This window comes from Streptomyces bacillaris, assembly GCF_003268675.1.
GTDB classification, from domain to species: Bacteria; Actinomycetota; Actinomycetes; order Streptomycetales; family Streptomycetaceae; genus Streptomyces; species Streptomyces bacillaris.
In genome coordinates, this window is record NZ_CP029378.1 from 4,393,309 (window position 1) to 4,418,761 (window position 25,453).

The window sequence follows — 25,453 nt, forward strand, 5'->3', positions numbered from 1 at the left end:
GGGGTGGTTACGGAAGGGGATTCGCCGCTTCCGAACCATCCGGGCTCCCCGCGTGACGGGAGGTCACTTGGCGGGCGGGCGGCACGTGTTGACGTGCCGCCCCGCCCGCTCGTCTCCCCATCGGGCGGCCGGTCCCCATGAGGGGCCCGCACCCGCGAGGCGGGCGCCTCATGGGGACCACCGTTCCGGTGAGTGACCGTATGGGCGTCGGATTCCTCGGCGGAGTGGCATCTCCCTCATTTCCCTTGGTGCAAATGGCTTCAAAAGGGGGTGTATCAGATGCCCGGCACCCGGATGGAGCCCTCCCGGCGTGTAAGTTCCGGGGCCGAGAGCCTTGGAAGGGACCCATCCGGTGAACAAGAAGCTTGCGGCCGCCCTGTCCGGCGGTGCGGTACTCGTACTGACGCTGTCGGGCTGCAGCGACGACAGCGGCGACAAGGTGAACGACTGGGCCAAGAAAGTCTGTGACCAGTTCCAGCCCCAGCTCCAGAAGATCACCGACGCCAACGCCTCCATCCAGAAGCAGACCGCCGACAACAGCAAGCCCGCTGATGTCCGGGAAGCCGACTCGATCGCCTTCCAGCAGATCTCCCAGGCGTACAAGGAGCTCGGCGAGGCCGTGGAATCGGCCGGTCCGCCGCCGGTCGACGATGGCGAGACCATGCAGAAGGAGGCCGTGAAGGAGCTCAACGACGCCTCCAAGGCCTACGCGGCGCTGAAGGTCAAGGTCGAGGCCATCGAGATCAAGGACCAGGCGAAGTTCGCCGACGGCCTCAAGGGCATCGCCGAGGAGCTGCACAAGATCAGCACCAACGGTGACCAGGCGCTGAAGAAGCTGGAGTCCGGTGAATTGGGCACGGCGATGTCCAAGCAGAAGGGCTGCCAGAAGTCGGCGGCCTCGACCGGGCCCGCCAGCCCCGGGGGATCCGCGGCGCCGGACGCGGCAGCCACTCCCTCGGCCTCGGCCTCGGAGGAGAAGTCGGAAGAGAAGAAGTCGTGACCTGCGGCCTTCGGGGATCCCCGGCGGTCTGAGGGCCCGAGGGCCGGTGGAACGGTCCTGACGCGGGGCGGCCCGGACACCCGGTGGGTGTCCGGGCCGCTGCCGTTGTCAGTGGGACCGGCCACAATGGTCGGGTGAGTGAGACCAGCCTTCCCGCACCCGACCACACCGCCACCCTCCGCGAGGCGCTGCTCGCCGCGGACTTCACCGCCGACGGCCTCCTCGACCGGCTCGGCGCGGCCGCCTACGCCGCGCTCGCCCGCAGCGAGACGGTCCCCGCCCTGCGCGCCACCCGGGGAGCGTCGCCGCTCGACACGCTGGTCCGGCTGTTCCTCCTCCAGCGCCCCGTCCCCCAGGAGCAGGCCCGCGCCGCGCTGCCGCTGGAGGAGTGCGTCCAGGACGGCTGGGCGCGCCTCCAGGACGGCCAGGTCCGCGCCACCGTCGACGTACGGCCGTACGGCGGGCCGGACGGCGAGGACTGGTTCATCGTCTCCGACCTCGGCTGCGCGGTCGGCGGTGCGGGCGGCATCGGCTCCCGCGAGGAGGGCGTCGTCCTCGGCGTCGGCGGGGCCTCCACCACGCTCGCCTCCATCACCGTCCGTACGCCGGTCGCCTCCGCCCTCGACCTCGGTACGGGCTCCGGCATCCAGGCACTGCACGCCGCCCAGCACGCCACCCGGGTCACCGCCACCGACCTCAACCCCCTTGCCCTGGAGTTCACCCGGCTCACCCTCGCCCTCTCCGGCGCCGCCCCCGCCGACCTCCGCGTGGGCTCGCTCTTCGAGCCGGTCGGCACCGAGACCTTCGACCTGATCGTCTCCAACCCGCCCTTCGTCATCTCGCCCGGCGCCCGCCTCACCTACCGGGACGGCGGCATGGCCGGTGACGAGCTGTGCCGCACGCTGGTGCGGCAGGCGGGCGACCATCTCAACGAGGGGGGATACGCCCAGTTCCTCGCCAACTGGGAGCACGTGGAGGGTGAGGAGTGGCAGGACCGGCTGCGCTCCTGGGTGCCCGCCGGGTGCGATGCCTGGATCGTCCAGCGCGAGGTCCAGGACGTCACGCAGTACGCCGAGCTGTGGCTGCGGGACAGCGGCGACCACCGCAGCGACCCGGCCGCGTACGCCGAGCGGTACGAGGCCTGGCTCGACGAGTTCGAGGCGCGCGGGACCACGTCCGTCGGCTTCGGGTGGATCACCCTGCGCCGGTCCGCCGCCGCGGCCGAGGGGCGCCCGTCGATCGTCGTCGAGGAGTGGCCGCACGCCGTGCAGCAGCCGCTGGGCCGGGCGGTGCAGGAGCACTTCGCCCGCCAGGACTATCTGCGCGACCAGGACGACGCCGCGCTGCTCGCCGGGCACTTCACCCTCGCCGCCGAGGTGGTGCAGGAGCAGGTGGGCCTGCCCGGGGCGGAGGATCCCGAGCATGTGGTGCTGCGTCAGCACCGAGGGATGATGCGGGCGACCAAGGTGGACGCGGTGGCCGCCGGGTTTGCCGGAGTGTGCGACGGTTCGCTGCCCGCCGGGCGGATCCTCGACGCCATCGCCCAGCTGATGTCCGAGGACCCGGTGCTCCTGCGCGACCGCACCCCGCAGGCGATCCGGCTCCTGGTCGAGGAAGGCTTCCTGGAGCCGGTGCCGGTGGCCGGGGCCGTACGGGAGGAGGGGCTCGGCTGAGGGGCCGTCACGGGGGGAACGGGCTTTGGGGGGGCGGATATACCGGCCTTCTCCCTCGGTCTCCTGGTGAGTGCGTCCCGTGCGTCCCGTGCGTTCCGAGTGGCCGACGGCTCACCTCTGTCCGCCGCGTAGCGCGGTGTCCGGACCGGTCGCCGTACGCGTCCACGGCGGCACGGCGGTGATCTCCGGCGAACGCAGGTACGGCCCACCGGGTGCCGGTCGCCCCGGCCGTGCCGCCGCACTCCGCTCCGGAACGGGCCGACGCTGCCTTGCCCTCCCGACACCCCCTTTACCAGCTCCTTCGCGTCCGCCGCCGTCCCGTCCCTGTCCGCTCCACTGATTCCGCTACCGGGTTCGCGGGCGGTCCGCCGGGGTCCGTCCCGGTGCTTTTCGCGGCTGTGGGTGGGGGCTCGGTGCCCGGGGCCGTACCGGGGGAGTCCGGGCCTTGTTCGGGTGACATGCCCCTGACTTCCGGCGTGGCCGGATCCGTACCACGTATGACGTACGGCGATACCGGCGCGTGCCGTCACCGGCGTGCAGCGCTACCGGGCGCATGCCGACACGGCCCGTGCGGACACCGCCGGGCGGCGACCCCGCCCCATGCACGGCCCCAGGCGCCGCCCCCGCCACGGCCCCGCCCCCGACCGCCCTCACGGCTTGTGGCAGCCCCGGTACTCCCGGTGGGTGTGTGCTGTTCACCCGGGGTTCGTGTCGGCGACGCTCCGGGGTGGCAGCCTCCCTCATGATCGAGCAGTACGACGGCGTGCTCGGGCGGTACGAGAGGGTTCGGAAGGTCGAGAGGTACGACATGGAGAGCGTCGCAGCAGTCTTCGCGGGCACGGCCTTCGCACTGTTCGGTGCCGCCCTCCTCGTCTGGACCGGGGCGCGCGCCCTGCACCGTGCGCCGGTGCTGCACGGTGTGAGCCCCATCGCCTCCACCGCACTCACGACCCTCTTCGGCGTACTTTTCCTCGCCCTCGGCGTCTGGTGCTTCACGCTCGTCTGACCCCCTCCACCGCCGGGGCCGCGCACCGGTCCCAGGGCTGCTCGGCGGACACCTCCACCCCTTCCGGATATCCGTGGGCCAGGGCTTCGCACGGCGCGGACCCGACGGTCCGGGCGGCAGGAATGGCGGAAGTCGGGTTACCGTTCGAGTGGCCGTTGCGGGCTTTTGCCGTTTGACACGGGGGCGGGTTGTACCGTCACACTCCGCAGCGACAGCACCGCGGGAAGCGCTTCGGCGCTGCCCGGATGCCCATCGAGTGTCGACCGGAGAGAAGAGCGAAGTTGTCCCCGACCAGCGAGACCGCACAGGGCGGCCGCCGACTCGTCATCGTCGAGTCGCCTGCCAAGGCGAAGACGATCAAGGGCTATCTCGGCCCCGGATACGTCGTCGAGGCGAGCGTCGGGCACATCCGCGACCTCCCGAACGGCGCGGCCGAGGTCCCGGACGAGTACACCGGCGAGGTCCGCCGCCTCGGCGTGGACGTCGAACACGACTTCCAGCCCATCTACGTCGTCAACGCCGACAAGAAGGCCCAGGTCAGGAAGCTCAAGCAGCTGCTGGCCGAGTCCGACGAACTCTTCCTCGCCACCGATGAGGACCGCGAGGGCGAAGCCATCGCGTGGCACCTCCAGGAAGTCCTGCGGCCCAAGGTCCCGGTCCACCGGATGGTCTTCCACGAGATCACCAAGGACGCGATCCGGGCCGCCGTCGCCAACCCGCGCGAGCTGAACCAGCGCATGGTCGACGCCCAGGAGACCCGCCGTATCCTCGACCGCCTCTACGGCTACGAGGTCTCGCCGGTCCTGTGGAAGAAGGTCATGCCGAAGCTGTCGGCGGGCCGCGTCCAGTCCGTCGCCACCCGCCTCGTCGTCGAGCGGGAGCGCGAGCGCATCGCCTTCCGCTCCGCCGAGTACTGGGACCTGACCGGCACCTTCGCCACCGGCCGTACCGGTGACGCCTCCGACCCCTCGACGCTCACCGCCCGCCTCAGCGCGGTCGACGGCCGCCGGATCGCCCAGGGCCGCGACTTCGGCCCCGACGGGCAGCTCAAGGCCGGCTCCGCCCAGACGCTGCACCTGGACGAGGCGAACGCCCGCGCCCTGGCCGCCGCGCTCGCCGACTCCTCCTTCGCGGTCCGGTCCGTCGAGTCGAAGCCGTACCGGCGCTCCCCGTACGCCCCGTTCCGTACGACCACCCTCCAGCAGGAGGCGAGCCGCAAGCTGGGCTTCGGGGCCAAGGCGACCATGCAGGTGGCGCAGAAGCTGTACGAGAACGGCTTCATCACCTACATGCGTACGGACTCCACGACCCTGTCCGACACCGCCGTCGCCGCGGCCCGGGCCCAGGTCACGCAGTTGTACGGGGCGAACTACCTCCCCGAGAAGCCGCGTACGTACGCGGGCAAAGTCAAGAACGCGCAGGAGGCGCACGAGGCGATCCGCCCCTCCGGCGACCGTTTCCGCACGCCCGCCGAGACCGGCCTCACCGGCGACCAGTTCCGGCTCTACGAGCTGATCTGGAAGCGGACCGTCGCCTCCCAGATGAAGGACGCCACCGGTAACTCGGTCACCGTCAAGATCGGCGGCCGGGCGAGCGACGGCCGGGACGCCGAGTTCTCCGCCTCCGGCAAGACGATCACCTTCCACGGCTTCATGAAGGCGTACGTCGAGGGCGCCGACGACCCGAACGCCGAGCTGGACGACCGCGAGCGCCGGCTGCCGCAGGTCGCCGAGGGTGACGCGCTGACCGCCGACGAGATCACGGTCGACGGGCACGCCACCAAGCCTCCGGCCCGCTACACCGAGGCCTCGCTGGTCAAGGAGCTGGAAGAGCGCGAGATCGGCCGCCCGTCGACGTACGCCTCGATCATCGGGACCATCCTGGATCGCGGTTACGTCTTCAAGAAGGGCACCGCGCTCGTCCCGTCCTTCCTCTCCTTCGCCGTGGTCAACCTGCTGGAGAAGCACTTCGGCCGGCTCGTCGACTACGACTTCACCGCCCGCATGGAGGACGACCTCGACCGCATCGCGCGGGGCGAGGCCCAGTCCGTGCCGTGGCTGAAGCGTTTCTACTTCGGAGCGGCCGGTTCCGGCGACGACCCGGCCGGTGCGGGCTCCGCGTCCGACGCGGGCAACGGCGACGGCGACCACCTGGGCGGTCTGAAGGAGCTGGTCACCGACCTCGGCGCGATCGACGCCCGGGAGATCTCCTCCTTCCCCGTCGGCAACGACATCAAGCTCCGCGTCGGCCGCTACGGCCCGTACATCGAGCGGGGCGAGAAGGACGCCGAGGGCCACCAGCGTGCCGACGTGCCCGAGGACCTGGCCCCCGACGAGCTGACCGTCGAGCTGGCGGAGGAGCTGCTGGCCAAGCCGAGCGGCGACTTCGAGCTGGGTGCGGATCCGGTCAGCGGCAACCAGATCATCGCCAAGGACGGCCGCTACGGCCCGTACGTCACCGAGGTGCTGCCCGAGGGGACGCCGAAGACCGGCAAGAACGCGGTGAAGCCGCGGACCGCCTCCCTCTTCAAGTCCATGTCCCTGGACACGGTCACCCTGGAGGACGCCCTCAAGCTGATGTCGCTGCCGCGCGTCGTCGGCACGGACGCCGAGGGCGTGGAGATCACCGCGCAGAACGGCCGCTACGGCCCGTACCTCAAGAAGGGCACCGACTCCCGGTCGCTCACCTCCGAGGAACAGCTCTTCGACATCACCCTCGAAGAGGCCCTCGCGATCTACGCCCAGCCCAAGCAGCGCGGCCGGGCCGCGGCCAAGCCGCCGCTGAAGGAGCTGGGCACCGACCCGGTCAGCGAGCGGCCGGTGGTGGTCAAGGACGGCCGCTTCGGCCCGTACGTCACCGACGGCGAGACCAACGCCACCCTGCGGACCGGTGACAGCGTCGAGGAGATCACGCCGGAGCGCGGCTACGAGCTGCTCGCCGAGAAGCGCGCCAAGGGACCCGCCAAGAAGAAGACGGCGAAGAAGGCCCCGGCGAAGAAGGCGACGGCCAAGAAGACGGCCGCGAAGAAGACGGCGGCCACCAAGACCACGGCCGCCAAGAAGACCGCTGCGAAGAAGACGACGACGGCCAAGAAGGCCACGACGGCGGCTAAGAAGGCTGCCTCTGCTTCTTCTGCTGCTTCTTCGGAGGACTGACCGAGGACCGACCGAGGACTGGTCGCTTCGGCCACCGCGTGATCCTGCCCGGCACCTGCCTATAGAGGTGCCGGGCAGCGTCACGTCAAGAGGGCGTGGGCGAGTCGGCCGGAAGTGATCTGTGGCCATATGTTCGGACGGGCCGACAGTCACCGTGTCGCTGCCGATAGGCTGGGCGGATGACGCGAGCCGAGCAGCCAACGGTCGTGAGCCCCACCTCCGACACACTTGCCGCAGACTCACGCGAGCGCGCCGTACGAGCCCTGCTGCGTGTTCCCCCGCTGAAGCGGTTGTGGAGCGCCCAGCTCGTCGGCGGTATCGGCGATGCACTCGCCCTTCTCGTGCTGGTGCTGTTGTCGCTGCAAGCAGCGGTCCTGGAGGGCTCATTCGGGGCCGGATACCGCGGGGCGGCCTTCGCCGTCGCCGCCGTGTTCGGTGCCCGGATCCTTTCCACCGTGCTCTTCGGAGCCGTACTCCTGGGGCCCTTGACGTCGCTCACGGCGCCCGGCGGGAAGCTGGACCGGCGGTGGCTGATGATCGGGACGGACGGGCTGCGGCTCGCCCTGCTGATCATCGCCCCGCTGTGGATCGACTGGGTGCCGGACAAGGCGCTCATGATGGTCCTCATTACTGTTTTTGTGACCGGTGCGGCCGAGCGTCTGTGGGCGGTGGCCAAGGAGAGCGCCGCCCCGGCGCTGCTGCCGGCCCCGCCGCTCGAAGGCGCCGCCGTCCGCCCGCTCCCCGACCACCTCGACGCCCTGCGCAGGCTGTCGCTCCGTACGAACTTCCTCGCCGTCCCCGCCGCCGCGGTGGTCCTGCTGGCCGCCACACTGATCGGCAACCTCCTGGGCACGGGCCTGGAGTGGTTCTCCTTCCACCAGGCGGCGCTGGGCTCCTATGTGGCGGCCGGTCTGTTCTCGGCCTCCATCTCGACCCTGTACTTCCTCGAACTGCCCGACACCGCCACCCCCCGGCCGCGCTCGCCCCTGGAAGGGCTGCGCCGCCCCACCCACGACGGCCGCCCCGACAAGGGTCGTACGGGCGCGCTCCCGCTGACCGTCGCCGTCTGCGCCGCCGTCGCCGGAGCGATCGCCGCGGCCGCCGCCGTATCCGTCCTGCACGCCTACGACCTGGGCGGCGGGCCCGTCACGTACGCGCTGCTGATCCTCGCGCTGACCGGCGGTACCGCCCTCGGTATCCGTACGGCGCAGAAGGTGCTGCCCACCCTGTCGCGGCGGCGCCTCCTCGCACTGGCCACCGCCACCACGGGCATCGCGCTCCTCGCGCTCGGCCTGGTGCCGGACACGGCGACCGGGATCGCGATCGCGCTGCTGGCCGGCTACGCGGCCGGGGTCACCGCCAACATCGGGCACGCGATCATCGACCAGGAGACCGAGCCGGCCCGGCAGGGCCGGACCACCGAGCACCTCCAGGCGCTCGTCAGGGTGCTCGTCGCGCTCGGCACGGTCGCGGGTCCGCTGCTCGCCGCCGCGATCGGGCAGCACCGGCTGGCCTCCGCCTCCGGCGACTTCGTCTTCGCCCACGGCGGTGCCGCCTTCACCCTGATGCTGGTCGGCGCCCTGCTGCTGCCGCTGGCCGCGATCGTCGTCGCGAAGACCGACGACCGGTCGGGCGTACCGCTCCGCCGCGATCTGCGCGAGGCGCTGCGCGGCGGCGACCCGGCGGTCGCCCCGGCGGCCACCGGCTTCTTCCTCGCCCTGGAGGGCGGCGACGGAGCGGGCAAGTCCACCCAGGTCGAGGCGCTCGCCGACTGGATCCGGTCCAAGGGCCACGAGGTCGTCGTCACCCGTGAGCCCGGGGCCACCCCGGTCGGCAAGCGGCTGCGGTCGATCCTGCTGGACGTCTCCTCCGCCGGTCTCTCCAACCGCGCCGAGGCGCTGCTGTACGCCGCCGACCGCGCCGAGCACGTCGACTCCGTGGTCCGCCCGGCGCTGGAGCGGGGCGCGATCGTCATCTCCGACCGCTACATCGACTCCTCCGTCGCCTACCAGGGCGCGGGCCGCGACCTGGCGCCGACCGAGATCGCCCGGATCTCCCGGTGGGCGACGAGCGGCCTCGTACCGCATCTGACGGTGCTGCTGGACGTCGACCCGCAGACCGCGCGCGAGCGGTTCACGGAGGCGCCGGACCGGTTGGAGTCGGAGCCCGCGGAGTTCCACGAGCGGGTCCGGTCCGGGTTCCTGACCCTGGCCGCCGCAGACCCGACGCGCTACCTGGTGGTGGACTCCGGGCAGGAGCCCGAGGCGATCACCACGGTCGTACGTCACCGGCTTGACCAGCTCCTTCCGCTCTCCGAGGCCGAGATCCAGGCCATCGAGGAGGCCCGGCGCAAGGCCGAGGAGGAGGCGCGGCGCAAGGCGGAGGAAGAGGCCGCCCGCAAGGCCGAGGAGGAGCGCCTGGAGAAGGAGCGCCAGGAGCAGCTCGCCCGGCTGCGCGCCGAGGAGGAGGAGCGCAAGCAGCGCGAGCTGGAGGAGGCGCGGCAGCGCGAGGCCGAGCGCCAGGCGGAGGAGGCCCGGCAGCGCGCCGAGGAGGCCCGCCGCCGCGCCGAGGAGGACCGCCGCCGGCTGGAGGCCGAGGAGCGGGCCCGCGAGGCCGAGCAGGAACGCCTCCGCAAGCAGGCCGAGGAGGAGGCCCGGCAGCGCAAGGAGGCCGAGGCGCTCCGCCTGGAGAAGCAGCGGAAGGCCGAAGAGGCGCTGGTACGGGCCGAGGAGGCCCGCCGGAGGGCCGAGGCGGAGGCCGCGGCGCGTACGGAGGCGGCTCGGGCGGAGGCGGCGCGTACGGAGGCGGAGCGCGCTTCTCGTGACTCCCGGTCCGAGGCGTCCTCGCGGTCGGAGGGGCACGGGCCGACCGTTCCGGAGAACGAGCTCACGGTGCCCACACCGATCGTGAACCCGAACGAGATCACGCAGCCGGTGCCGACGGCGCGTCCGGGGGCGTCGCGTCCGGAGGGGGCCGGTTCGGAGGAGTCCGGTGCGGGGGCGTCCCGCCCGGACGACGACGTGACGGCGATGCTGCCGCGGGTCACGGAGGAGGGGCGCCAGGGCGGTGACGCCGGGGGCGGCCGTGCTGCGCGGGACCCGCGTGCTGCGCGGGACTCCCGTGACGCCGGTGGTGCCCGCAGCGCCTGGGGCGCACGTGAAGCCGGAGCCTCCGACTCCACCGATCCCCGGGACTCGCGGAACTCGGGAGGTTCACGGGACCCGCGTGCCGTCGGTGCCGCTCCTGACGCCGACGAGACTGCCGTGCTGCCGCCCGTACGCGGCGATCAGCCCTCCCGTCCCGCCGACCGGGTGCCCAAGGGCTACTTCCGGGACGAGGCGCCGGACCCCTCCCCGGCGGAGAGCGAGAACGAGCGCACCCGGGAGCTGCCGCAGATCGAGGACCCGCAGGCGGCCGCCCCGGCGGACGGCGGTTCCCGCAGCCGCCGCAAGCGCCCCCGTCCGGACTGGGCCGAGGAGACCCCGCTCGACGACCTGCCGACGCTGGCGGACGAACTGCTCGGCGGGCACGACGACGACGGCCCCACCGGCGGCCGGGGGCGCCGCCCGCGCGGCTGACGTACAGGCACACCGACGTCCGGCATCCGGCCCGTCCGCCCCCGAGGGGGTGGGCGGGCCGGACTGTCAGTGGCGTCCCCCACAATGGAATCCGAAAGGCGGTGACCGATGACCGTATGGGACGACCTGGTCGGGCAGGACCGGGTGAGGGAGCAGCTCTCCGCCGCCGCCAGGGACGCCGACGCGCTGGTCACGGCGGTCTCCGACGGCAGGCCGGAGGACCCCGAGGCGCAGGGCTCGAAGATGACCCACGCCTGGCTGTTCACCGGACCGCCGGGTTCCGGGCGGGCCACCGCCGCCCGGGCCTTCGCCGCCGCGCTCCAGTGCACCAGCCCGGACCGGGCGCTGGGCGGGGAGCCGGGCTGTGGCTTCTGCGACGGCTGCCACACGAGCCTGATCGGTACGCACGCCGACGTCCAGGTCATCCGCACGGACCTGCTCTCCATCGGTGTGAAGGAGACCCGCGACCTGGTCCGCCGCGCCCAGCTCTCCCCGGCGGTCGGCCGGTGGCAGGTCATCGTGATGGAGGACGCCGACCGGCTCACCGAGGGCGCGGGCAACGTGCTGCTGAAGGCGGTCGAGGAGCCTGCGCCGCGCACGGTCTGGCTGCTGTGCGCGCCCTCGCTGGAGGACGTGCTGCCCACGATCCGTTCCCGCTGCCGCCACCTCACCCTGAGCACCCCGCCGGTTGAGGCCGTGGCGGACGTCCTGATCCGCCGCGACGGCGTCGACCCGGAGCGCGCCCACGCCGCGGCGCGGGCCACCCAGGGGCACATCGGCCGGGCGCGCCGGCTGGCCACGGACGAGCGGGCGCGGGCACGCCGGGCGGCGGTGCTCAAGGTTCCGCTGCGGGTCGCCGATGTCGGCGGCTGCCTCAAGGCGGCCCAGGAGCTGATCGACACGGCCACCGAGGACGCCAAGCAGCAGGCGGAGGAGGTCGACGCCAAGGAGACCGAGGACCTCAAGGCGGCGCTCGGCGCGGCCGCGGGGGGCCGGATGCCGCGCGGCACGGCGGGGGCGATGAAGGAGCTGGAGGACAAGCAGAAGCGCCGCAAGACGCGTACGCAGCGCGACAGCCTGGACCTGGCGCTGACCGAGCTGACCGGGTTCTACCGGGATGTGCTGGCGCTCCAGCTCGGTTCGCGGATCGCCATCGCCAATGCGGATGTGCAGGACACGCTGGACCGGATCGCGGAGTCGTCGACGCCCGCGCAGACGCTGCGCAGGATCGAGGCGGTGATCGCGTGCCGCCGGGCGATGGACCGCAATGTGGCGCCGCTGCTGGCGGTGGAGGCGATGACGATGTCGTTGAGAGCGGGCTGACGGACCTGGGGGGCCCGGCTCCGGTTCACCCGAATGAGCAGGGAATCGGACGACTCGTCACCTGCCGGATACGCTCCCAGAATGAACACCAGGCGCCTGCTCCGCACCTTCGCCATCGGGATCGGCACGGCCGGTCTGCTCGCCTCCGGTTGCAGCGGCGGAGGCTCGTCGCCGAGCGCCTCCGCCACCGGCACGGCCGCCCCCGCCGGGCTGGACTCGTACTACGCGCAGAAGCTGAGCTGGCGCGACTGCGGGGTGGAGGGGTTCGAGTGCGCGACGATGAAGGCGCCGAAGGACTACGACAAGCCGTCCGACGGCGACATCGACCTCGCCGTCTCCCGTAAGAAGGCCACCGGCCCCGGCAAGCGGATCGGCTCGCTCCTGGTGAACCCGGGCGGCCCCGGCGGCTCCGCGATCGGCTATCTCCAGGGGTACGCGGCGCTCGGCTACCCGGCCCCGGTGCGCGCCCGCTACGACATGGTGGCCATCGACCCGCGCGGCGTGGCCCGCAGCGAGCCGGTGGAGTGCCTGACGGGCAAGGAGATGGACGCCTACACCCAGGTCGACCAGACCCCGGACGACGAGGCGGAGGTCCGGAAGCTCACCGACGCCTTCGAGAAGTTCGCGCAGGGCTGCGAGAAGCGGAGCGGCGAGATCCTCCCGTACGTCTCCACCGTCGACACGGCCCGCGACATGGACGTGCTGCGCTCCCTGCTGGGCGACGGGAAGCTGAACTACGTCGGCGCCTCGTACGGCACGTTCCTGGGCGCCACGTACGCGGACCTCTTCCCGGACCGGGCCGGCCGCCTGGTCCTGGACGGCGCGATGGACCCGTCCCTCCCGGCGGTCGATCTGAACCGCGACCAGACGGCGGGGTTCGAGGGGGCGTTCCAGTCCTTCGCCGCCGACTGCGTCAAGCAGCCGGACTGCCCTCTGGGCACGACGTCCACGGCGGACGCGGCGACGGCGCTGAAGCAGCTCTTCAAGGACCTGGACGCCGAGCCAATCCCGACGGGCGACGAGGACCGCAAGCTCGGCGAGTCCCTGGCGACGACCGGAGTGATCGCGGCGATGTACGACGAGGCGGCCTGGCCCCAGCTCCGCGAGGCGCTGGAGGGCGCCCAGCGCAGCGACGGCTCAGGCCTCCTCTCGCTGGCCGACAGCTACTACGAGCGCGACCTGGACGGGAAGTACGCGAACCTGATGTTCGCCAACGCCGCCGTGAACTGCCTCGACCTCCCGCCCGCCTTCGACGGCCCCGACGCGGTGGAGAAGGCGGTCCCGGACTTCGAGAAAGCCTCCCCGGTCTTCGGCCGGGGCTTCGCCTGGGCCTCCCTGAACTGCGCCTACTGGCCCACCAAGCCCACCGGCACCGCCCACCGCACCGAGGCGAAGGGCGCCGCCCCGATCCTCGTGGTCGGCACCACCCGCGACCCGGCCACCCCCTACAAGTGGTCCGAGGCCCTCGCCGCCCAGCTCGACTCCGGCACCCTGCTCACCTACGACGGCGACGGCCACACCGCGTACGGCCGGGGCAGCGACTGCATCGACACGGCGATCAACACCTACCTCCTGGAGGGCACCCCGCCCACCGACGGCAAGAAGTGCACCTGACCTCCCCACACCGGCCCTGACCAGCACAGACGCCCCCGGGGACGCGGTGTGCGGAGCACCCCCGGAAACTGTGTAGACTTGGCCCCGCTGCTGATCGCACCATAGTGCGACAGGGCGTGCCGCCTTAGCTCAGTTGGCCAGAGCAACGCACTCGTAATGCGTAGGTCTCGGGTTCGAATCCCGAAGGCGGCTCCGATGAAACCCCGGGTCAGATAGTCACTGACCCGGGGTTTTTGATTCCCCGGTCACCCGAGGAGGGCTTGCGCCCTTGGTGCCGCGGTGGCAGCGCTATGCCGGAACCGATTCAGTTGCCGTCGCCTGTGCTGGACAGCGGTGTCACAGCATCGATCACTTGCGTCAGGATTCTGTCTTCGCTGACCGCGATCTGCCACAACCTGGTCCAGGTCTGCTGTGTCAGCACATGCCGGTGGGCAGCTGGGTTACGAAAGCTCTGGCTGATCCGCCGCAGGGGTGGGACAAGGTTGCGCACGGCATTCTTGTCCACGCCCGTGGTGTCAAGGTGGGCGAGTACTGCCAGGTGCTTCGGCTGAGGGTTGCTGATACCGCTGAGACTGTCTTCGATGATGCGGATGACATTGCCGAGTGTTGCTTTCGCGCACTCTCCATGGAGGGTGGTGTCGTGTGTCGTGGCAGGGGAGATGATGCGGTCGTGCAAAACGCTCTCGATGCTGGCGCACATCCCGATCACAGGGCCGGAGTAGTCGTATCCCGTCCTCCCTCGCCCGGCATCGGAGTCTGCGAGCAGGGAGAATCCGATGTACTCGGCGGTTGCAAGCATGGCCTGGGCCTGTTCGCCAAGGCTTTGCCAACGCGCGTCACCGAGCGCCATGCGGACGCGATGACGTGACTGGTTGAGGAGCTGAGGCGGGATCGTGTCTGTACAGGCTTGAAGCTCGGCCTGCTTCGCGCGGTAGAACCGCTCACCCTCGTCGTCGGTGGCAGGTCCTTCGTTCGCGTACTGGTCCAGTCGGGGGATGTCGAGCAGGCCAAGGATGGTGGTCGCAAGCGGAGCCAGTGCTTCCTGGCTTGCCTCAGGTGTGGCAGGGTTGAGCCGGACTGCGTACAGCCGTCCTTCCCCGTCGGCGTCGGAGCCTTCTCTGCCTGGGTCGTGTGCGCGGTAGGTGTAACCGCTCAGGTTCTCTGTACCGGTCGTATGGAACAGGACCGCGCCGAGCGGGCCGGCGGAGAGGCCGAAGTTGTCAAGGTAGCCGAGGATCTTGTACAGCTCCTCTGTCGGCGGGCCGCCACGTTGACGCAGTTTGGGGTCGATCACCGCGAAGCGCTCAGCGGCCGGGTTGTCGCGTCGTACTGTCCGGATGACCATGTCGGGCACCCCACCGAGCGGCCTGTTGTCGTCGCGGCGCCAGCGTGCAGGCCGCCCGGGCGCAATGAGAGACAGGGATCGCTGAAAATACAGTTCGATCGTTCCCGCGTATTGGTGCCAGGTGTATGCCGGGCGGCCGGTGCGCCAACCCGGGTCCAGCTTTGGTACAGGTACCACGAGCTGCCGGGAGATTTCCGCTGCCAGCATGTGCAGGCACCACAATTCGAACAAACGGGTGTCGAACCGATCGTCGTAGAAATCCCACTCCAGGTCCCCGGAGTCGACCACGGGCTCGTCGACAAGGACACTTTCAACCCAGGCGACCAGCTCCGTATAAGGTGCGGTGTTCGCTATCTCGCGGCGCTGCAGTCGTCGCTTCACTGAGCCGAGCAGGTCGCGTTCGGCCTTCCGATGGCGCATCCGGGCTGCCGCCGGGACGCATGCCTTCAGCCACGGTAGTTGCAGGGCGCGCTCCAGCGCCTGCCGTTCTTCTTGATAGCGGCGCTGCTCGGGCCCGTCCGAAGGGATACGGATCGCTGCCACGCATGTGTGTAGCTCGCGCAGAATCCAGCGCGTGGCGTAAGCAGCGAGGACGTTCTCCGGAGTGCGCTCCGTCCGCTGCACCCTGAGTACTGGATACGTCGGCACATCCGTGACAGCACCGCGCGCCGTCAGGTACCGGCTCACGTCCAGCTGACCGGTAACCTGTCCGGTGCTCTCTGCGGCCCGCAGCTCGTACTGGAAGGTTGCTCTGCCCGCGATCTGCTCGAGAATCAGCCGTATGCGCCGAGCGGCTGCGAGCCCTGCCCGCAGCCGCAGGGCATTCAGCAAGGCATCTGTCGACTCCACGCCGACGTGACCATTTCGGTCGGCGTGGCCGAGCGCCACTTGCGGAGTCAGTGGCTGGAGCCCTGTAGAGAAGTACCGGCCGACGACTGTGAGAGCGGTGGCGATGGCCGCGCGCCGCGCCACCGTGCTCAGGGCGCCACTGGTAGCGGCCCCTGTGTGACGCTCCTCGCTGAGATCCCGCTCGAGCCGGCTGGAACCATCGTCCGGCGCTACGGAGGCGTTCACGGTGTGTGGTGGGGGTCGGCCAGATGGCGCAGGGCCCGAGCCGCAGCGGTGAAGCCCTGGGCCTCGAAGAGCTCGACGAATGTCTGCCATTCGTTGCCTACGCCTGCCATCTGCGGCACCATGCGGTCGGCCACGGCATCGTCGAGCACGGTCGCCAGGTCTCCGGCCGGATTGCTTGCCCACTGGAGCAGCATCAGACGCAGGACATCCACTACCTGGGCGGTGCCCACCGGCCAACCCGGTCCTGTATCGGGCTGTCGCAGCCCGTCGACGATGCTCTGCAAACGCTTCATCTCAGTCTGGGACGCCTCCCTCGCCTCTTCCAGCGAACCGGGGCGGAGGACCTGACCGTAGGTAGTGCTCAGCCAGCGATGGGCCGATGCGAGAGCCTGGCAAAGCTCGTCAGTGAGTTCCTGCTGGGAGCTCGCGCGCTCCGTGGGCACTCCGACGGTGATGAACTGAAAGCGTCGGGTCAGGCCCTGCGAGATCTGGTTGACGAAAGAAGTGTCCAGATCGTTCATCGTGGCGATGATCCGGAAGCGGGCCGGGACCCACAGCTTCTGCCGGCTCGGGGTGGATTCGAACCAGAGCTCCACCGGAGTCTTCTGCAAGTGCTGTGCGTCAAAGGAGGACAGCACAGTGAACAGAGAGCCGATCGCCTTGTCGATGTCGGCGCGATTGAACTCGTCAATGAACAGCCAGGCTGCCTGATAGCCGGCCAACGAATCGTCGCTCGCCTCTCCTTCCACATCTGCTCGGCTGTCCTGCTGGACGATGCGGGCACACTGCAGGACGGCACGGGTCACCTCGCCATGGGCTGCAGCCAGACCTCCGTCGGAGGCCGTGCGGAAGCCACCGACGACGTGATACGGGGACCACTCGCTCGTGGCGGTGGTCCCGATCCAGTCGACCTCGAAGGCATCCGCAAGCAGTCGCGCCAAAGTGGTCTTGCCGGTTCCGGGTGGTCCCTGGAGTACGAGGTTGCCAACGAGAAGGGCACTCACACAACGCTGTACAAGTCGCTCTGCATCGGGCAGAACTATGTGCTGACTTGCGAGGCTCTCCAATACCTGACGAGTCAGGGTTTCAATATCCACATCGCGCAGGGAGTGGTGGCATACGCCTTCTGTCCAGCCGAACCCTTCGTCATCCTGCGCGTCCGCCGTGCTCTTCTGCTGAGGCCTGTGCTCCGGTTCCGGCAGAGCCTCCTGCTCGTGAGCCGGTGCCCCGGTGCGACGGCTGGGGGCTTGAGACTGATGCATGGGTGCTTCGATCAGATCGGGACTCCACTCCGGCTCACCCAGGACGGGGTGCTTCAGCATCCTGTTCGAAGTAATTCGTATAAATTCATCTTGGCTCAGCCCGATTTGGTGACGGGCTACTTGGTGCAACTTCTCTCGGGACGGCTCTTCGTGCCAGTCGTGATTGCGGGTGAGGAACAGGGCCAGTGCGTCCCGACCGGGGAGCGTCGTGTTGCCGATTCCTTTCAGCAGGATATCGATGGCATCGTCCCGCAAGCCGTGCTTGAAGTGCTCCTTATTGAACAAAACCCGCTGTCTGCCGCTGCGGGTCCCGGTGTTCCAAACAGTGGACCGGCCGGAGTCGGCGATCTTCAACCAGCGGCTGACGGAGTCGGGTGCCACGAATGGATTGATACGGCCGTGCTCCCTGCTGTCGGGCAGCAGTACGAAGAGGTCCTCCACGGCCTGGTTGGCGCCCTGGATGGTGTTCGAATAGCCTGCCGCCTTGACTCGGCAAGCGGCCAGGAAATTGGACATCCAATTCGACCGGTGCTTGTTGCCCCCGGCGTGCTCGGCCAGCTGAAGCAGCGCTTCTTCCAGCGCCTCCTGCGAACAACGTGGCATCTGCTCCCCCTGTCTGGCCGCGTGCCTGCGGCGGTCGATCGGTCTGTGGGTGGCGCCCTCCCTGCCCTGGTGCTACACGGAAGGGCGCCACGGCACCGACACAGACTAGCGGGACAGCGGCGTCCGTATCCTGGTCGGGTCGGCGCCTGCGGTAGGGTTCGACCGTCGATACCACATATGTTACAGAGGGGAACGCTGTGGCTACCGCTTCAAATCCTCGGCTGCCCGATATCAAGCCGAAGACCCCCGTAGTCACGCTGGACCGTTCCGCTTGGGAGGGGCGTTCCGACAAATTCCCGGTGGAGGCGGTTGCGCCGGTCGTCGGCATGTCTCCGGCCTTCATTCGGCGCGTTGTGGGGCGTGCCCGTGTCCGTGAGGTGTCGGTCGACGATGTCTTGTTGCTTTTGGATCAGGATGCATTCAGCGAGACTTTCGTTCCCCGCAGCAAAGTTCTGCCCTACCTTGCCTCTCTTTCTCCTTCGTCGGCAACGCCGGGAGCCGAGCCGGAGGAGTTCGAGCTCCTCCAGGGTAATGTGCTGGACCGTCTGCATTATCTGGCTGATATGTCCGTTCAGTGCGTTGTTACGTCATCTCCGTATTGGGGTGTGCGCATCTACGAGGACGCCACGAGCGTCGTCTGGGCGGATGGCGAGGAGGCCGTCTACGGCCACGAGCAAACCCCTGAGGGCTTTGTGAGGCACACGGTGCAAATTTTGCACCAGCTTCGCTCAAAGGTGAGCGCGAATGGGTCGGTCTGGTGGAATCTGGGTGATACCTACAACACCCGTACTCAGATCCGTAGTAACGCCGCCGAAACACTCAGGGCGATGCAGGGCAAGGACGGGCGTTCCTGGGGCGACTACGATTGCCGCCGGTACAGCGCTGGGCACTCCTACCTCGAGGATGGGGAGCAGTGCATGATCCCCTCCCAGGTTGCTGAGCGGGCCAGTCGGATCGGCTACTACGTCAAAAGCGTCATTAGTTGGGTAAAGACAAGCAGTACCCCTGAACCGCAGAACTCGCGTGTCAGCCGAGGGCTGGAGTACGTTCTGCACCTTTCGACGACCCGGGCCCCGAAGTTCAACAAGCTCGCCTACCGCACCACCGGGCCGGCGCTCGGCGGGCGAAACGTCGGGTGGGAGTCGGACAAGCTGTCGGATGTCTGGGTCATGCCCACGTCCAGTGGCCGGGGTGGGCACGGTGCTCAGTTCCCCACGGCTCTGCCCGGCCGTTGCATCGCGCTGAGCACCGACGTCAATGATCTGGTCCTCGATCCATTCGTCGGTAGTGGCAGCTCTGGTGTTGCGGCTCGCGCGCTCGGTCGGCGTTTCGTCGGTATTGATGTGTCTCCCCGCTACCTGGCTACAGCGCAGGAGGCCATCGCGGCCGCACCCAACAGTGGATTCGTGGCTGCTGCTGCACCGTCTTCGACAGCGACTGCCCAGACTCTTCCGATGACCGGCATCGCCTGACGATTTTTCTTGCCGGGCAGCGAGTTCTTGAACCCTGAAGCGGCCCGTGCAAACCCCAGGTCAGTGCTGACCTGGGGTTTCGTCGGCTGGTCCGGTGTTCCCCTGCGGGATCGGCACCTTCCTTCGAGGGACGGTTGAGGCCATCCGCCACTTCCCCCCCACGTGAAGCCCCTGTGAATATCCCGTAGAGCCCCTGTCAGAGGCCCCCCTTATGCTGCACCCGAAGATCACGCGGCATCAGGGGAGGGCTCGGGCATGCTCGGGAAGTTGTTCGGCAGGGGCGGGGAGAGAGCGGGGGCGGGGGATCCGTATGCCCTGCCGGGGGAGCGGAGGCGGAAGGGCGAGAGCTACAGGCTGCGGGCGCTCGGGGACCGGCGGGTGCTTGCGGTGGTGCAGGCTGCCGGGAGAGGGGACTGGGAGGGGGTCAAGGCGGGGCTCGAGCCCTTCGACCTCGGGCGGGACCACCAGGTGCTCGGGGAGCTGGTCGGTGTGGGCGGGGTGGAGGAGTGGATCGGGCAGGCCGTGGAGGGGGATGCCGAGCACCGGGCCGCCGCTCTGCTGATATCCGGGGCGCGCCATGTCACCTGGGGGTGGGAGGCCCGAACCTCGGCGCGGGCCGTCGATGTCACGCGGGAGCAGTGGCAGGTCTTCGGCGAGCGGCTCGCCATCGCGGAGGAACAACTGCTGGCCGCCGTGGAGCTGGAGAGCGGGTGGGTCACGCCCTGGCGGTGGCTGCTCACCTCCGGGCGGGGGATGTCGCTGGGGGACGAGGTGAACCGGGCCCGGTTCGACGCCGCCCTGCGGCGGGAGCCGCTGGACCTGGACATCCACATCGACTGGCTCTCGCAGTTGCAGCCCCGGTGGGGCGGCGAGCAGGGGGAGGCGCTGGCCTTCGCCCGTGAGGCGCTCCAGCGGGCTCCTCAGGGGCATCGGCTCGGCTGTGTGATCGCCATGGCCCGTATCGAGGAGTGGGTCGAGTCGGACGGCGGGGACTGCCTCGAAACGGACGAGATCCGGGCGGAGCTGCGGGCCGCGGCCGAGCACAGCATCCTCCACCCCTCCTACGTACGCAGCCCCGGGTGGCAGTACGACTTCAACACGTTCGCCATGGCCCTCTCCCTCGCCGGTGAGCGCCACACCGTCCGCCGCGTCTTCCAGGCGCTCGACGGCGCCCGCACCGAGTGGCCCTGGGACTACTTCGCCGACCCGGAGGAGCAGTTCGACCGGCGCGCCCGTCGCGGCTGAGGCCGGTGCCCCCGCGGGCCGGTTCCGGTCCGTGTCCGCGTAGGTCCGTTCCGGTTCATGTCCCCGCGGGGCGGTCCCGGTTCGTGCCCGCGTAGGCCGGTTCCGGTTCGTGCCCGCGCAGGGCGGTTCCGATCCGTGCCCGCGCAGGCCGGTTCTCGTCCGTGCCCGCGCTCTTACCCGTTGCCCTTGATCTTCTTCCCTGGACGCTTCCATGACCCTGACCCCCGCCGACCGCGCCTTCCAAGTCGATCTGCGCGGCCTCGTCGATCTCCTCTCCCACCACCTCTACTCCAGCCCCCGCGTCTATCTGCGTGAGCTTCTCCAGAACGCCGTGGACGCGCTGACCGCCCGGCACGCCCTCGAACCGGCCGCCCCCGCCGACGCCTTCGGCATCCGTCTGTACGCCGACGGGTCCGTCGTGCGCGTCGAGGACGACGGGGTCGGGCTCAGCGAGGCCGACGTGCACACCTTCCTCGCCACCATCGGGCGCAGCAGCAAGCGGGCCGAGGGGATCGCCGAGCAGCGCGGGGACTTCATCGGGCAGTTCGGGATCGGGCTGCTGTCCTGTTTTCTCGTCGCCGATGAGATCCATGTCCTCAGCCGGTCCGCCCGCACCCCCGACGCCCCCGCCGTGGAGTGGCGCGGGCACGGGGACGGCAGCTACAGCGTCCGGACCCTGCCCGCCTCCGCGCGGACGCGGCCCGGGACCACCGTCACGCTGACCCCGCGCAGCGATGCGGGCGAGTGGACCCGGCCCACCCAGGTGCAGGCGCTCGGGCGGCACTTCGGGTCGCTGCTGCGGCATCCGGTGGTCTTCGACGACGGTTCGGGAGGGGCCGGGGTCTCCGTCAACCCCGAGCCGGCGCCCTGGGCGCGTACGTATCCGACGCCGGGCGCCCGGTCCCGCGCGCTCGCGGCGTACGGCCAGGAGGTCTTCGGGTTCGCGCCGCTGGACACCATCGAGCTGGACCTCCCGGCCGTCGGGCTGAAGGGCATCGCCTGTGTGCTGCCCGAGGCGGTGCCGGCCGGGCGCCGCCACGGGCACCGGGTGCACGTCAAGGGCATGCTGCTCTCCGAGCAGGCCGACGAGATCCTGCCCGAGTGGGCCTTCTTCGTCCGCTGTGTCATCGACGCCGAGAGCCTGCGCCCGACCGCGTCCCGCGAGGCGCTGTACGAGGACGACACCCTCGCCGCCGTACGCGACGCCCTCGCCGAGCGGCTGCGGGAGTGGATCGCGCGGGCCGCCGCCAGCGATCCCGAGCTGCTCGGGCGGTTCCTGCAGACGCACCACCTGGCCGTGAAGTCCCTGGCCGTGCACGACGACGAGATCCTGCGGCTGCTGCTGCCCTGGCTGCCGTTCGAGACGACCGACGGGCACACCACCCTCGACGAGTTCGCGCGCACCCACCGCACGGTGCTGGTGACCTCGAGCGTGGAGGAGTTCCGTCAGGTCGCGGCCATCGCGTCGGCCGCCGGGCTCGGCGTCGTCAACGGCGGCTACACCTACGACCGCGAACTGGTCCACCGGCTCCCCGAGATCCGGCCCGGCGCGAGCGTCGCCGACCTCGACCCGGCCACCCTCACCGCCCACCTCGACCCCGTCGACCGGGAGACCGAACTCGCCGCCGCGGCCTACCTCGCCCTGGCCCGCGACGCCCTCGCCGTCTTCGACTGCGATGTCGCGCTGCGCACCTTCCACCCCGCCTCCGCGCCCGCCCTCCTCGTCGACAGCCGCGAGGCCCGGCACGAGCGGACCCGCTCCCAGCTCGCCCGCGAGCAGGAGGGCGGCCTCTGGGGCGACATCCTCGGCGCCCTGCGCCAGGAGGCCCCGCGCGCCCAGCTGATCCTCAACCAGCTCAACCCGCTGGTGCGCACCGCCGTCGCCATCGACGAGCCGGAACTCGCCCGTACCAGCGCCGAAGCCCTCTACGGGCAGGCCGCGCTGCTTTCCCGGCGCCCGCTCAGGCCCGCCGAGTCGAGCCTGATCAACCGCTCCTTCCTCGACCTTCTCGCCCACGCCCTGCGCAAGGACAGCTCCCTGCGCGAGGACAGCTAAGGACAGCCGACGATGCCGACCGACGCACCCCACCCCCAGAGCACCGACGAGCTGCTCCACGCCCTCCAGGAGAACCACCGGCGTCCCTACGGCCGGACCAGGACCGTCACCGCCGAGGAACTCGTCGACGCCGCCGAGCGGTTCGACGAGCCCGTACCGCTCATCCACGCCCTCCTCGAACTCCAGGAGGCGTACACCTACGGCTCCGACCCCCGGAAGTCGCCCGTCGTCTTCGCCCGGCTGCTCACCCTCTTCGACGAGCAGCCCGACGCCTTCGACGAGCGCCTGCGCCACCAGCTCTTCTGGCGGTTCAAGTGGGTGGCCAACGCCCTGATCGCGCTGCCCGAGATACCGCTGACCAGCCTGCGCCAGTGGCTGGGGGAGATGCGCGACCGGTACGAGAAGGCCGGGCTCGGCCTCCAGCCGTACTACGGGCAGGCCTACCAGCTCGCCGCCCACGTGGGCGAGGACACCACCCTCGCCTACGAGCTGTGGGCGGCCCGCCGCCGCACCCCGCTCAGCGACTGCGAGGCCTGCGAGATCCGCGAGCGCGCCCTCCACCGGGCCGACGCGGGCGACGACGAACGCGCCCTGGAGATCTGGGCGCCCGTCCTGGCGGGCAAGGAGTCCTGCCAGGAGGAGCCCGCCCGCTCCGTCTCGTACGCCCTGCTCCCCCTGGTGCGCACCGGCCGCGCCGACCGGGCGCGCGAGCTGCACCTCGCCGGGTACCGCGCCTGCCGCCGCAACCCGGGGATGGCCGGTGAGGTCGGGCGTCACCTGGAGTTCTGCGCGCTGACCGGCAACGAGGGCCGGGGCGTCGAACTCCTCGCGGAGAACCGGAACCTGTTCGACGAGGTGGAGTCCCCGCTCGACCTGCTCCACTTCCTGACCGGCGTCGAGGTGCTGCTGAGCCGGGTCGAGAGCCTCGGCCACGGTGAGCTGCCCGTCGCCGGGTACGCCGGGCGCGGCTGGACCGTGGCCTCGCTGCGTGCCGAGGTACGGGAGCGGGGCGAGGGCCTCGCCGCCCGCTTCGACACCCGTAACGGCACCACCCTCCACTCCGAGCACCGCCGGGAGCGGCTCGACCGGGCCCCGCTCCTGGACGCGCTGGAGCTGACCCTGCGCAGCCGTGGGCTGGACGACCTGGCCGAGGGCGCCTCCCGTACGGACGCGGCCACCGGCTCCGGTACGGCGGCCGCGCCCACCGCCCCCCGGACCGTCGAAGCCCTTCCGGAGGCCGTGCCCGAACTCATCCTGCGCGCACGGGAACTGGACGAGCTGGGGCACCCGGACGCGCGGGCGTGCTGGGCCCGGCTGCGTACCCTCGTCGCCGCCCCCGGCTACACCCACCCGGACGACCCGGCCGTCGGCCCGTACGTCCGGCTCTGCGCGGACCTGCTCTCCGACGAGGCCAACCGAGCGGCGGAGCGGGACGAGTTCGCCGTCGCCGTCGATCTCCAGGAGGAGGCCGCCGGGCTGTACGACGACGCCGGTGCGCCGGGTGACGCGGCGCTCGCCCGCGCCTGCGCGCTGCTCGCCGCCGCCGAGATCCCCGCTGAGACTCCCTCGGAAGGCGGGGAGGGGAAGGTGATGGCCGACGCTCTGACCGAGGCCCACGCGGGCCTGGTCCGGCTGCACGAGGAGACGCCCGGTCTCGCTCCGTACATCGAGGGGCGGCTGCTGCGGCTGCGGGCCTCCGCGCTCGGGCTGCGCCTCCAGGCCTCGGGGGACCAGGAGCATGTCGCCCCGGTCCTGGCCGAGGTCGAGCTGCTGGAGACCTTCGCCCTCCGGCACTCCATCGACGGGCAGGTCTCCGGCGCGATGCTGCTGCGCGCCGGTACGTACGCGCTCTCCGGCGACCTCCCGGCCGCCGTCACCGAGGCCGACGCCCTCCGCGAGCGGCTGACGGAGCACGGCCCCGCCTGGCATCTGCCGCGCGTCCTCGGTCTGCGCGGCCGGCTCCAGCTCGGTCTGCGGGACGCGTCGGCCGCGTACGCGGATCTGACGGAGGGGCTGCGCCTGGCCGCGGCCTGGCCCGCCGACGCGGTCGACACCGGCCGGCTGCACGGCGATCTCGCCGAGGCCTGCATGCACCTCGGCCGCCCCGACGAGGCCCTGACCCACCTGACCCGGGCGGCCGAGGCGGAGCTGCGGGCGGAGAAGCGGACGGACGCGTTCTGCGCGTACAGCAACGCGGCCCAGCTCTGCCTCGACCTGGGCCGGATCGAGGACTGCATCGCGCTGCTCGACTCGCTGCTGACCGAACCGGACGTGGCGGCGGGGAAGGTGGACGACCGGCTGGTGGCCCAGCTGCGGCTGGTCCGGGCCCGTGCGCTGCACGCGGGGGACGACCTCAAGGCCGCCACGGCGGAGTTCGTCACCCTCGCCGCCGAGTCGGCCGGCTGGGAGGACGACCCGGGCAGCCACGCCATGATCGCCGCCGAGACGGCGATGCTGCTGGCGGAGTCCGGCGAGTTCGAGCGGGCCGGTGAGGCGGTCGGCCGGGCGCTCGCCGCCCACGCCCTGGCCCCGCGCCACGAGCAGCTCAGCAACTGCCTGCGCGAACTCGCCCGCCTCCAGGCCCAGCAGGAGGGGCCCGACGGGCTGGACGCCGCCCTCGCCCATCTCGCCACGGCCGGACGGATCGCCGACGAGGCCCGTGCGGCCGGGTTCGAGCCCGTGGGCCGGTCCCTGGACAGCGCCCTGGCCTACGAGCACGGGCGGGTCAACGCCTATGCCGGGCAGTACGACGACGCCCTCGCCGCCCTGGAGAAGGCCCTCGCCCTCGTCGGGGAGCCGGGGCCGGAGACGGGCGGCGCCGGTGAGTGGGCGGAGTGCGTCCGGCTCGCGGGCATCGTGGAGGGGGTCTACCTGGAGCGGCCCGCCGCCGCGCTCACCCGTCTCGACGCGGCGGTGGACCGGCTGGCGGCCCTCGGCCACACCGACGAGCGCGAGCCGCTGGCCTCCCTGGCGGCGCAGTTGCGCGACGAGGCGTAAAGGGGGCGGGGGTGGGGACGCGCTGTCGCCCCTGCCCCCGCCGCTGTTGC

The 25,453-nt window shown here is 70.8% G+C and carries 13 protein-coding genes and 1 tRNA gene; 12 read left to right on the top strand and 2 right to left on the bottom strand.

Annotation, left to right across the window (positions count from 1 at the left end):
* Nucleotides 1-352: 352 nt before the first annotated feature.
* From DJ476_RS19095 to DJ476_RS19130, 8 genes are all read left to right on the top strand, one after another.
* A complete protein-coding gene (locus tag DJ476_RS19095) occupies nucleotides 353-1,000 on the top strand; it encodes a small secreted protein (protein WP_112491118.1) in 648 nt (215 codons plus the stop codon).
* Nucleotides 1,001-1,134: 134 nt separating this feature from the next.
* Complete coding sequence (locus DJ476_RS19100; protein WP_112491119.1) at nucleotides 1,135-2,673, top strand: DUF7059 domain-containing protein; 1,539 nt, start codon at nucleotides 1,135-1,137, stop codon at nucleotides 2,671-2,673.
* 808 nt (nucleotides 2,674-3,481) lie between these two features.
* Nucleotides 3,482-3,679, top strand: coding sequence for a hypothetical protein (locus DJ476_RS19105; protein WP_070204529.1), 198 nt, complete (start codon nucleotides 3,482-3,484; stop codon nucleotides 3,677-3,679).
* Between the two features lie 281 nt (nucleotides 3,680-3,960).
* Entirely contained in the window at nucleotides 3,961-6,834 is a 2,874-nt protein-coding gene (gene topA / locus DJ476_RS19110) for a type I DNA topoisomerase (RefSeq protein WP_112491120.1), read from the top strand.
* Between the two features lie 179 nt (nucleotides 6,835-7,013).
* Nucleotides 7,014-10,412 carry a dTMP kinase gene (tmk, locus tag DJ476_RS19115; RefSeq protein WP_112491121.1) on the top strand — a complete coding sequence of 1,133 codons (3,399 nt, stop codon included), beginning with the start codon at nucleotides 7,014-7,016 and terminating at the stop codon, nucleotides 10,410-10,412.
* Between the two features lie 108 nt (nucleotides 10,413-10,520).
* The gene (locus tag DJ476_RS19120) at nucleotides 10,521-11,735 is read left to right on the top strand and encodes a DNA polymerase III subunit delta' (protein ID WP_103417966.1); all 1,215 of its coding nucleotides are present in this window, start codon (nucleotides 10,521-10,523) and stop codon (nucleotides 11,733-11,735) included.
* An 81-nt stretch (nucleotides 11,736-11,816) separates the two neighbouring features.
* The gene (locus tag DJ476_RS19125) at nucleotides 11,817-13,349 is read left to right on the top strand and encodes an alpha/beta hydrolase (RefSeq protein WP_103417967.1); all 1,533 of its coding nucleotides are present in this window, start codon (nucleotides 11,817-11,819) and stop codon (nucleotides 13,347-13,349) included.
* Nucleotides 13,350-13,467: 118 nt separating this feature from the next.
* Nucleotides 13,468-13,541: transfer RNA gene (locus DJ476_RS19130), tRNA-Thr, on the top strand.
* Between the two features lie 112 nt (nucleotides 13,542-13,653).
* Here the strand turns inward: DJ476_RS19130 and DJ476_RS19135 are convergent.
* Complete coding sequence (locus tag DJ476_RS19135) at nucleotides 13,654-15,768, bottom strand: hypothetical protein (RefSeq protein ID WP_112491122.1); 2,115 nt, start codon at nucleotides 15,766-15,768, stop codon at nucleotides 13,654-13,656.
* Nucleotides 15,765-17,633 carry an AAA family ATPase gene (locus DJ476_RS19140; protein ID WP_112491123.1) on the bottom strand — a complete coding sequence of 623 codons (1,869 nt, stop codon included), beginning with the start codon at nucleotides 17,631-17,633 and terminating at the stop codon, nucleotides 15,765-15,767. Before DJ476_RS19140 ends, DJ476_RS19135 begins: the two co-directional genes overlap by 4 nt.
* 197 nt (nucleotides 17,634-17,830) lie before the next feature.
* Between DJ476_RS19140 and DJ476_RS19145 the strand changes: the two genes are divergently transcribed.
* The 4 genes from DJ476_RS19145 to DJ476_RS19160 all read left to right on the top strand — a co-directional run bounded on the left by DJ476_RS19145 (nucleotide 17,831) and on the right by DJ476_RS19160 (nucleotide 25,403).
* A complete protein-coding gene (locus DJ476_RS19145) occupies nucleotides 17,831-19,105 on the top strand; it encodes a DNA-methyltransferase (protein WP_112491124.1) in 1,275 nt (424 codons plus the stop codon).
* A gap of 255 nt (nucleotides 19,106-19,360) precedes the next feature.
* Nucleotides 19,361-20,350, top strand: coding sequence for a hypothetical protein (locus DJ476_RS19150; protein WP_112491125.1), 990 nt, complete (start codon nucleotides 19,361-19,363; stop codon nucleotides 20,348-20,350).
* A gap of 211 nt (nucleotides 20,351-20,561) precedes the next feature.
* On the top strand, nucleotides 20,562-22,406 hold the full coding sequence (locus DJ476_RS19155; protein ID WP_112491126.1) for an HSP90 family protein: 1,845 nt from the start codon (nucleotides 20,562-20,564) through the stop codon (nucleotides 22,404-22,406).
* Nucleotides 22,407-22,418: 12 nt separating this feature from the next.
* Nucleotides 22,419-25,403, top strand: coding sequence for a hypothetical protein (locus DJ476_RS19160; protein WP_112491127.1), 2,985 nt, complete (start codon nucleotides 22,419-22,421; stop codon nucleotides 25,401-25,403).
* The last annotated feature ends 50 nt before the right edge of the window (nucleotides 25,404-25,453 follow it).